This is a genomic window from Schinkia azotoformans LMG 9581 (assembly GCF_000307855.1).
In the GTDB taxonomy this organism is placed as follows: domain Bacteria; phylum Bacillota; class Bacilli; order Bacillales; family Bacillaceae_J; genus Schinkia; species Schinkia azotoformans.
The window spans coordinates 1-9,316 of sequence record NZ_AJLR01000006.1; the positions used below are offsets into that span (position 1 = coordinate 1).

General features: G+C 36.9%; 9 protein-coding genes. All 9 read left to right on the forward strand.

What is annotated here, in order from left to right; genetic code table 11:
• Nucleotides 1–16 precede the first annotated feature (16 nt).
• The 9 genes from BAZO_RS00685 (at nucleotide 17) to BAZO_RS00720 (ending at nucleotide 9,216) form a co-directional block, all read left to right on the forward strand.
• Nucleotides 17–928 carry a hypothetical protein gene (locus BAZO_RS00685; protein WP_003329246.1) on the forward strand — a complete coding sequence of 304 codons (912 nt, stop codon included), beginning with the start codon at nucleotides 17–19 and terminating at the stop codon, nucleotides 926–928.
• The gene (locus BAZO_RS00690; RefSeq protein ID WP_039956805.1) at nucleotides 918–2,150 is read left to right on the forward strand and encodes a toprim domain-containing protein; all 1,233 of its coding nucleotides are present in this window, start codon (nucleotides 918–920) and stop codon (nucleotides 2,148–2,150) included. The genes BAZO_RS00685 and BAZO_RS00690 overlap by 11 nt, the downstream gene beginning before the upstream one ends.
• Nucleotides 2,151–2,236: 86 nt before the next feature.
• The gene (locus tag BAZO_RS00695; protein ID WP_039956808.1) at nucleotides 2,237–3,247 is read left to right on the forward strand and encodes a DnaB-like helicase C-terminal domain-containing protein; all 1,011 of its coding nucleotides are present in this window, start codon (nucleotides 2,237–2,239) and stop codon (nucleotides 3,245–3,247) included.
• 84 nt (nucleotides 3,248–3,331) lie between these two features.
• Nucleotides 3,332–4,276 (forward strand): DNA adenine methylase, encoded by a 945-nt coding sequence (locus BAZO_RS21025; protein WP_003329247.1) that lies wholly within the window; start codon nucleotides 3,332–3,334, stop codon nucleotides 4,274–4,276.
• Nucleotides 4,277–4,683: 407 nt separating this feature from the next.
• The gene (locus tag BAZO_RS00705) at nucleotides 4,684–5,364 is read left to right on the forward strand and encodes a hypothetical protein (RefSeq protein WP_003329248.1); all 681 of its coding nucleotides are present in this window, start codon (nucleotides 4,684–4,686) and stop codon (nucleotides 5,362–5,364) included.
• A 151-nt stretch (nucleotides 5,365–5,515) separates the two neighbouring features.
• Complete coding sequence (locus BAZO_RS00710) at nucleotides 5,516–6,406, forward strand: hypothetical protein (RefSeq protein WP_003329250.1); 891 nt, start codon at nucleotides 5,516–5,518, stop codon at nucleotides 6,404–6,406.
• A gap of 330 nt (nucleotides 6,407–6,736) precedes the next feature.
• Nucleotides 6,737–7,306 (forward strand): recombinase family protein, encoded by a 570-nt coding sequence (locus BAZO_RS00715; protein ID WP_003329251.1) that lies wholly within the window; start codon nucleotides 6,737–6,739, stop codon nucleotides 7,304–7,306.
• Nucleotides 7,307–7,525: 219 nt separating this feature from the next.
• Nucleotides 7,526–7,702 (forward strand): hypothetical protein, encoded by a 177-nt coding sequence (locus tag BAZO_RS22140; RefSeq protein ID WP_157382028.1) that lies wholly within the window; start codon nucleotides 7,526–7,528, stop codon nucleotides 7,700–7,702.
• Nucleotides 7,699–9,216, forward strand: a complete 1,518-nt coding sequence (locus BAZO_RS00720) for a recombinase family protein (RefSeq protein ID WP_003329252.1) — start codon at nucleotides 7,699–7,701, stop codon at nucleotides 9,214–9,216. The genes BAZO_RS22140 and BAZO_RS00720 overlap by 4 nt, the downstream gene beginning before the upstream one ends.
• Nucleotides 9,217–9,316: the final 100 nt, after the last annotated feature.

Below are 9,316 nucleotides of genomic sequence, written 5' to 3' on the forward strand. Positions count from 1 at the left end.
AAAGAGGCGATAAGTTTTGAATCATCGATTAAAAATCCAAACACTCCCTGGCTACAGGGATATGCTACGAACGTCCGTTTCTAGTGGTGGATCCAAACTGGCTTTATTTAACCCACAAGATGAGGGTTATGAATTAATTGGAAATGATTTGTATTATAACGGTGTTCTTCTAAGTATGGAAGATATCCTTGAACAGGTGGTAGATGTAAGTATCAATAAACCGTTACGTGAGCCACTTCTCCCTTACGCCATTTATTCATTTATAAGAAGTGACCCATTTGATTTACGAAATAACATCCAATTTGAAACGACTGTTTTAGAGTTCAGTAAATACTTTGGCTTAAGTACAGGCAGCAAGGGTTTCCAATTACTTGAGAAGTTGGACGTATTTCGCACGGTTTATGGTGTTATTCCAGAATTCGGGGTATTCCCATTCCTTGAGATTCATTATCAAGCAGGGAAACTTGTGTTAATTAGCCATTATCTTCATCATGCATTCAATATGATGTTATCCGATTGCTTCGATAGATTTGGAGAGCGAGGATTCTATGAATCTGATAAAGTCCACGCTTCCATCGTTGCGGAGCGAAATAAAACGGCAGCACTAATTGTTATCGAATTAGTTCGACTTGTAGTAACCGCAGGTAGAAAGGGCAAGCCGCACATTTCCCTCCGAGAGCTGGCAGCTTGTATACCAACCTTATATTCAATTTGGGTAAGCAAAAACAGTACAAGTTACAAAAATCGCCAGCTACACCGTGCCTTTGATGGGGTCGTGGAGCTTTTAGAACAAAAGACCGTGCTATTCAATGAATTACAGGAACTAACTGTGAACATTCCAAGGTTGAAAGTATCATCACCTAATGAAGTTATTCGCATTAGTTTTAACAATAATAGAGGACGAGGAGAGAAAAGCAATGAAAAATAACAATAAGTATAATCCTAACTCAAAGTGGTTTCAAAAATTGATCGACTTACTCAATGACTTAGCACAAGGAAAGCCAACCAACATTGGGAAAATCCCAAAAGAAAAGTTTCTCAACTGTAATCGCGAAGAACAAACCCAATTGCTTAAGAAGATGTTAGGCTCCCTTATAAGAGAAGCGCAAGTTTCTAGATACGGAAATATCTTATGCTTCTTGCCACATGGAGAAACATTTGAAAAACGCCCATCTATGGAATTTGATGAGGAAAATTCGAACCTTCATTGTTGGGCATGCATGGAACTTGGTAAGACCAAAGATATATTTGACATCATTGGTTACGTATTTAATATGAACTCTTTTATGCAACAAAAATTGAAAGCTATTGAACTATTCGTGGAAGATGGGGTAAGTCTAGCCAACGAAATGCGTGTTAACAGCAGTAAACGGAACACTGGTTATCAGAAGAAGATGGAGCGTCCTGCTTCAACCGAAAAGGCTTTTGCATCAACCACTGGTCGATATTACAAACTAGTAACGGACGATCAGGATTGCTTACGATTCTTGGAACAGCGAGGCATCACCCTTGAAAGTGCTGAAAAATTCAAACTCAAGTTTTGGGAATACCAAGGAAATAAGTACTTGGTCATTCCATGTGACACCCAGTTTTATACAAGAAGAAAATTCAAAACAGGACAAGGTGACTATCCAAAATATTGGAAGAAGAAAGACACTCCAGTATCTTTGTTTAACGGTAACCGCTTGGTCGAAGACAACGCCATTGTGTTTGTGGTTGAAAGTGCATTAGATGCAATAATAATGGAACAAATCGGTTTTCCTTGCGTTGCGCTTAATGGTAAAGACCACTACAAATCATTAATTGAATCATGTTCTTGGGATACATTCCCTATTATTCTTATGGATAATGACCCTGCAGGGCTAACTGCTGGCTTGAGAATTGCAACTGAATTGCGAAAAAAAGGAGTCCATTGTTACTTACATCGTTATCCCCAAAAAGGGATTATTGATGCTGATTTCTTATCAAAATTTAAAGACCTTGGTGAGGCTTATGTTGAAGATCCAACCCAAACAATGGAAGCTGTTGCGCAGATTTATGATTCAGCTTATGCAGTGAGTCTTATTCAGCCAGCAAAGGAAAAAAGCATAGATATGACTTCATTCTCAAATCCACTCGAGAAATTCGGACGTGCAGATGGTAGGAATTAAAAATAATATTTGAAAATATTAGCAGAGCAGTTGCCTATTATATATATTGAGCAACTGCTTTCACAAAATAAAGGAGCGTATTGAACGTGATAAAAGAAATTGAAAACGTACAAACAAACGATAGTCCAACACTTGATGAAAAAGTTGAACTTGCCCAACAAAATCTGCTTCAAATGAATGTAGGTTATGGAGACAACTTGCTAACCATGATTGGTAGAATCAGAAAATACGGAAATACCATCCCGACTGGTTATGCGGATATTGATAAAGTGCTACATGGGGGCTTTAGAACGGGTATAAGCATTATCACCGCACCACCAGGGAACGGAAAAACCAGCTTCGCTATTCAACTTGCGGAACATTTCAATCGTTTAGGTCACCAAACGATTTATTTTAGTAACGATATGTCCGAAGAAGAGCTGACAAGTAAATCGTTAAGCCGACATTCCTATTTAATTGCTAATAAACAAGGCTTTTCTGGAAGTGAAGTGATGAACAGCCTAGAAAATATTATTCATTCGTCTGTATTTCAAACTGCCTGTGAAAACTTCAAAAATAGTACAAAAATGCTAAGAATCGTAGATATGGAAACTAGCAGTGACTTAAACAAGATTACTACACTTCTTAACGCCTATTCAGCCTATGGAATTGGTCAACAAAAAGTGGTCATTATTGATTTTATTCAAAATGTAGCAGTCGAGGGTGCAAACACCGATAAGGAGCGACTAGACATACTGATAAAAACACTGCAAACATTGGCAAAAAATAACAAAATGATTATTATTCTAATTTCAAGTATAGCTCGTTATTTTTATGACAAATCGTTAACCATGGATAGCCTAAAAGAATCTGGGGGGTTAGAATTTGGCGCAGACCTTATTCTAGCATTACAACATATTGGAATAGGGAAAAAGGAATTTGACATTAAAAAAGCGAAGTCAAAACCCATTTGGGATATGGAGGTAGCCGTTCTTAAAAATCGTTTTGGAGGTGCAGATATCTCCATACCTGTTTCGTTTTATCCGAAGTACAATTTGTTTCCTTATTATGATAGGACTTCGATTCCGAAGATGGTAAAGACGAAGTTGAGTTTCTAGGGTCAAACAGTAAAACTCAAAGAAAAGCTCCCTAATATGATAGGGAGCTTTCCTATTGGTATATAATTACTTCAGGTGATTGTAATGGAAAGGAAAACAAAAGATGAAACAATGAAAGTATCCATGCGTGTTCCGAAAAATAAGTTGGAACTCTTAATGTCCGAATACGGCACTAGCAGCATCACGGAAGTATTTAATAGATTAATAGATGAAAAATTAGAACATCGTTTTCAAGCGGATGCAACTAGAAGCGTTATTACGGCAATTGGTGGTAAAAATAGAGTCGCTAAAAAAATGATTGAATTCATGCCAGATCACAATATCTATATTGAACCGTTTGGAAATACAGCTAGTGTATTGTTGCGAAAACCGAAAGTTTCTACAGAGGTCTACAATGATATCGATGGAAACGTAACGAATTTTTTTCAAGTGCTTCGAGATAATCCGATTGGTCTGTATAACGCTTGTTCTTCCCTTCCTTATTCAGAAGAGATGTATCGTCAATTCCTTGAGGATGGGGTTCCTGATAATCCCATAGAAAAGGCAGTACGCTTTTTCTATTTGAGTAGGGTTGGATTTTTAGGAGCAAACACTCGAGGGTTTAAGTCTAGTACGCCTGACCGGAATAATTCAGCATTATATCATAAAGAATGTGAAAGGTTTTATGCAGTATCGAAGCGGTTTCAAGGGGTAGAAATAACAAATAAAGACTTTAAAAAAATTATCAAGAAATACGGAAATGAACAAGATGCTTTTATCATGGCTGATCCGCCTTATTACGATGGAACAGATTATTATAATGCTGATTTTAAGCTTGCTGACCACAGCCAATTGGCAAAGATGCTCGCTTGTATCAAAGGAAAAGCAATGGTTTGCCACAGTAAAAATTATCAAATTCATAAATTGTACACGGGATTGGGATTTCGCTTCGAGGTTATTCGTACCAAGTATATGTCGAGAGTAGCAGTAAATGAGGCAGGCAAGAAGTCAAGACCAGAGACGTCCCTGTACCTTTATATGAACTATTGAACGTGTAGCATAAATAATGAACTTTATAATCTGAAAGCAAAACTTTGGTAATTTGCTTTCAGATTTTTTTATGGGCGGAAAATAATTACACGAGGGCAGAAATTCGCTAGTAATGGCGAATGGAAGACAGAGAAAAAATCTTATTACTTAAAAATTTTACTTATTCAAACCGTTTGCTATTTTTGTTTTTAGAAGCTTTTGGAAATCGCCATAGCCTTTGTCTATCTTCGGCTTTTTTGCAAAAACAAATTCTACGAATAAAAACGATAGTGAATTATTTTAATTTTTTCTTCCATTTTATTTTAATATATTTTCCTTCCAATATTTTAGGGACGGAATAATGCTTGCTTAGTTGGACTTAGACAAAAACGTAATAAGGTATTTATATTACATGAGGAGGAAGAGTCATGATAATTTTTCGTAGATTAGAAGAAACATTTCGAACAGTAAAAGCAAACTTAGATACACAACTTCCAGAAGAGGAATTGGAAATAGAATTGGAAAAGATGAGGCTCTTATCGAAAATAATTTCATACGTGAACAGTTACCAATGGCTTAAGCACGAGCAAATGAAAAATAAGATTAGGGAATTTTTACAAAGCAAATATTCTTACCAAGCAGTAGCCAAAAAATTTGGAGTAACCCTTAATTCGCTTCAAGTTTCTGTATCGTATGCTGCAAAAAGGTTAGAAGAAAAGCAAATTGGTGTGGCACTTGACCTGCTTCTTAATGGAGATGTTGTGGCAGCAGAAAGAGCGTTTTTGCTAGGTACGGGACAAACCGTACCTTCAACTTGGTTTCTAGATGGAGTACTTGATCTTTGCCCTAGTGCAAAAAAGAAAACGGAAGTAGATTTAAGAGTTTGCGAACGAGAACTCCGCTTTTTAAAGTTGATGACGAACAAGCATATTGAAGAAATGATTGGAACACTTGACCGAGACAGAATGATGCATTTATTGTACATTCTGCTCCAAAACGATAGAAGTTTTATTGCTGAAAGGGACATTCTTATTCGCTATTTTAACGATGAACTGGATGTTAAACAAGCTGTGCAACGATTGAAGAATGATAATATTTATGCCAAGTAAAGGGAAGAGAATAATTCATACTATGGAGAAATTTGGATATAAAAAGCTCATGTTTTTTTTTATTAAACTATGAAACTTTTTAATAAAGCAGAGTTGCAGGTGCATCAAGATCTATATTCTTTTGAAAATAAAGTTTAGGAGGAGTTAAATCATGCTTAGCAATGAGAATCGTAAAAAACGCCAGCATCAGTACTTTCAGTATTCGCCTTGTTCGATTGCACCAGCTTTATGTTCTAATAATCCATTTCATAGGGACATGCATGATCGTAGTGCAAAGGGGTTGTTGACAACGTTTGGTAGTGAATCATTACCTACTTTTCGATCCGTTCATATCAGCGAGATTGTAACTGAGTGTGGCACCTTGGATGAAGCGGTTGCCTTTTATAACGTAGAAGAGCTTCGACAAATGGGCTTGCCGCTTCCGTTGGGATTTGAGAAGAAATATAAAGATTCGCTTATTTCTTCCTATAATTTAAACAGTAGTCTATGTTATGTGGAAACGTCAACCCGAAACGGAAAAACTAGTTTCTTTGCAACTAAAAACCTTGGGATCATTCATGCTTTGGCTAACGACTTAGCGGAAACTGAAAAGCGAAAGAAAGTTGATAGTTTTATTGAGCAGATCTCCACGAGTCATTTTGAACTAACAAGTGGAATTTTCGAAGTTGTTAAACTAGTGAATGACAATGGCGGATTAAAACTTCAAAAATGCCGAATCAACAGCAGAAAAGATGGAACGGTAATTATTCCAATGTATATCATTGGAAATTATATCGACAGGGTTATCCGCTTTTTAGGAAGCCATCGGGTAGTGATGACCTATTTGGTGGAAGGAGAAGAATACCCATTGGTTACTTCACTACGAGAAGATATACTTGCGAAATGGATTAACACAAATAATGCCTATCAAGTTAAAAGGATTCAAGATTCATGGCAAAATCCGTTTGTATTTAATGAGTTGATTTTACCAGACTTAACACGCAGCAATGAATTTGTAACCGTTCATGTCTTGGACATTATATCTATTCGTAATTTAGAGTAATGTTAATTTCTGTGTTTGTTTTCTGTCTGAAAGTGCCAATAACATTCCTTCCTCTTTATGGGATTTTGGTCATTCCGTAAAGGGGATTTTTTCTACATTTGCTTTCTCTTTAACTATTGTATTAGGCAAGGTATCAAGTGTAACAAACATATGGGGGTTTGATAATATGTTATCTTTGCCAGTATTATTGTCAAAATCAAGTTCCCATTAACCATCTTATTGGACATTCCGGTATATGGCTTTTAGTTTAAATTTTGTACAGTGTTTGTCAAAAAAAGTTTTATAAACTGTTTTTCTAAAATATTTCAAGTCTGAAAGGATATGAATTAAATGGGCGGAAAAATATTTGGATATGCTAGAGTCAGCACCCAGGATCAATCACTGAATAGACAAACAGACGTTCTTATTGAGTATGGTGTAAATGAGGAAGACATTTTTACAGATAAAATCAGTGGTACGAAATTCAACAGACCAGCATTAGATGATCTTCAAAAAGTTTTACGGTCTGGTGATACGGTTATTACTGAAAGCCTCTCAAGACTCTCACGCTCTACACAGGATTTACTAACTATTTTAGATGGTTGGCAAAATAGAGGCATTACCTATATTTCTATTAAAGAGCAGCTCGATTTTTCAACATCAACAGGAAAGTTGATGCTTACCGTATTGGCGGCACTGAGTCAATTTGAGCGCGACGCTATACGAGATAGGGTATGCGAAGGGCTGGCATCCGCCAGAGCAAGAGGCAGAGTTGGCGGTAGACCTAAAACGGACAAAGGAACTTTGAAGAAAGCAATCAAACTTTATGAAGCCAAAACGCACAGCATAAGAGAAATAAAAGAAATTACAGGTGTTTCTCCTTCGGTGCTTTACAGGGCATTGAGAGAATCAAAGGAATAAGCGGAAAAAATACCAACAAACTTTCTAGTGGCGATTACTAATTCGCTTTTGTCAGTTTAGTTGGTATTTTTTTGTTTACTTTCAGGAGTTGAAAAACTGAAAAAGAAAGATTTTATAAAAGTCTAGATCCAGATTAAATTTCTACACCTGCTTACTGAAAATGTTTATAGCATTCAGGAGTTAGTAACTCCCAAAAACAACAAATGGAGAGTGAAACAATTGAATGCACAGCAAAGTACAAGTACAACTGTAGACCCAAATTTTAAAGAAGGCACTTCTTGTCCTGAAAATTTTGATGCTGGTGAAATTGTAGAAAGAGTGTTTGAAGGTGAACTGACATTGTCCACAATTCTTAGTTCTTGGCTTAAAAAACAGTTCAAAGGTGAGCAACTATGAGCTATAATACGAACAGTTTAGGCGTTCCTCTAAATGGAGGAATGAAAGTGAATATAGCGACATACGTTCGTGTATCTACGGTTTTTGAAGAACAGGAATCATCGGTCATTAATCAAGCGGAGGGATTGCTGGACTATATTCGTAAACAAGATGGTTGGGTATTGTATGAGCCTTATAGTGAAAGGCAGTCAAGCTTCAAAAAAAGAGATGAGTTTAAGCGATTGATTCATGATGCAATGTCTAAGAAGTTTGACGTTATTCTCGTCAAATCCTTAAGCCGTTTTGGAAGAAGTGTAGGAGAACTAAATACGATTGTCCCTCAACTAGCAGAAAAGGGTATTCGGTTTATTGCTTTATCAGAAGGAATTGACACCGAAAATCATGATTGGCAAAGTAAATTGGCTATGTATTCGATGGTGTATCAGATGTCAAGCCAAACCACATCCGATTGGATTCGAATTGCAGAAAAAGCAAGGGCGAGGCGTGGTGAATTTACGGGGTCGTATACACCTTACGGTTACCAAAAGGTAGATAAGAAACTAGTTCTTGCGAATGATGAAACGCCAGACATCGTTCAGCGTATATTTGATTGGTATCAGGATGGGGTTTTGGGAATGCAGGCCATCGCTAACCGCTTGAATGAGGAAGGTATTCCAACACCAGCTCAAACCCAAGAAAGGAAGTATAAGACCGAATATTGGTATCAAAGCACAATAAAATATATTTTAACCAATCCTGTCTATATAGGTGATCTAGTTGCACAAAAGGAACAGGCAGCAGCTCTAGGAAGTACGAAGCGTAAGAAAAAGGACAAGGAGGAACAGGTAATAATAGAAAATAACCATCCCCCTATCATTTCCAGAGAGCAATTTATGGTTGTACAAGACCTGATAAACCGTAAAGGAAAAAAGAAAACTAGCGGTAAGCCAAATCTATTCTCTTATGTCCTATATTGTGCTGATTGTGGCGCAGGCATGCATTGTGTCAAACGCTCGTATGGGAAAACGCATTATATGTGTGGGAATTACAAATTGAGGGGTAAAAATTATTGCTCCCGACATTCTATTTATGAGAATGATTTGGTGGAGCTAATTCTAGGTGACATTGGGAAGTTAATTGGTGACCACGTTGATAGAGATGCTATTCTAAAAGAAATGGATAAAGAAGTTGAGAATGAGAAGAGAGCATTGAAGAAGGAAACTGCAACTTTGAAAAAGCAAATTGGAAAATTCGAGCAGCGCAAAAAAGTGGCAGAAGATAAATGGCTTGACGGTGATATCACCAGAGAACAGTATCATGAAATGATTGAACGGATTAGCAGAGAGTCATCGGATGCAAAGCAGAAGTTAACCGAATTACTGAAAGAACAGGAAAGCAGTAAACCAACTTTACCCGATATAGGAAAGCTAACTTCGTTCGGTGAACTTAACCGTGAATTATTGCTTATGTTAGTTAAACGTATTGAAGTGAGGGAAAACGGTAAAGTAAAGGTTATATATAATTTTAAAGTGTAAATGTATTATTATCTAATAGGAAGGCGATGCGAACGATAATCCGTTCAAACCCTTCCAATTATTATAAGTTTTATGTGTTGACACTGCTTGCTCAACACAT